This is a genomic window from Mammaliicoccus stepanovicii, assembly GCF_002902525.1.
In the GTDB taxonomy this organism is placed as follows: domain Bacteria; phylum Bacillota; class Bacilli; order Staphylococcales; family Staphylococcaceae; genus Mammaliicoccus; species Mammaliicoccus stepanovicii.
Genome location: NZ_PPQZ01000117.1, coordinates 1 through 235, shown reverse-complemented (window position 1 = coordinate 235; position 235 = coordinate 1). Strand labels below are relative to the sequence as shown.

The following is a 235-nucleotide window of genomic DNA, read 5'->3' as shown; positions in this document are numbered from 1 at the left end:
TGGTGTGTCTTCAGACGGATTATTCGGATTTGTGATACTTGGTGGTACATAACCTTTTGTTGGATCCTCCGGATCAACTGGCTTCAATGGATTACCTTTTGGATCTTCTGGTGTATGTCCTGGTATATATGGTAATGGCGGATTATTTCCTGGCTCTTCTGGTGTCTCATCATATGGCACTGGAGGTGCGTCTGTTCCTGGTTTATTTGGTTCATAACCATCTCCTGGATTTTCA

General features: G+C 43.4%; 1 pseudogene. It reads right to left on the bottom strand.

The annotated features are described in order from the left end of the window. Positions 1–235 (bottom strand): annotated as a pseudogene (locus CD111_RS11455) (LPXTG cell wall anchor domain-containing protein); the annotation flags it as partial.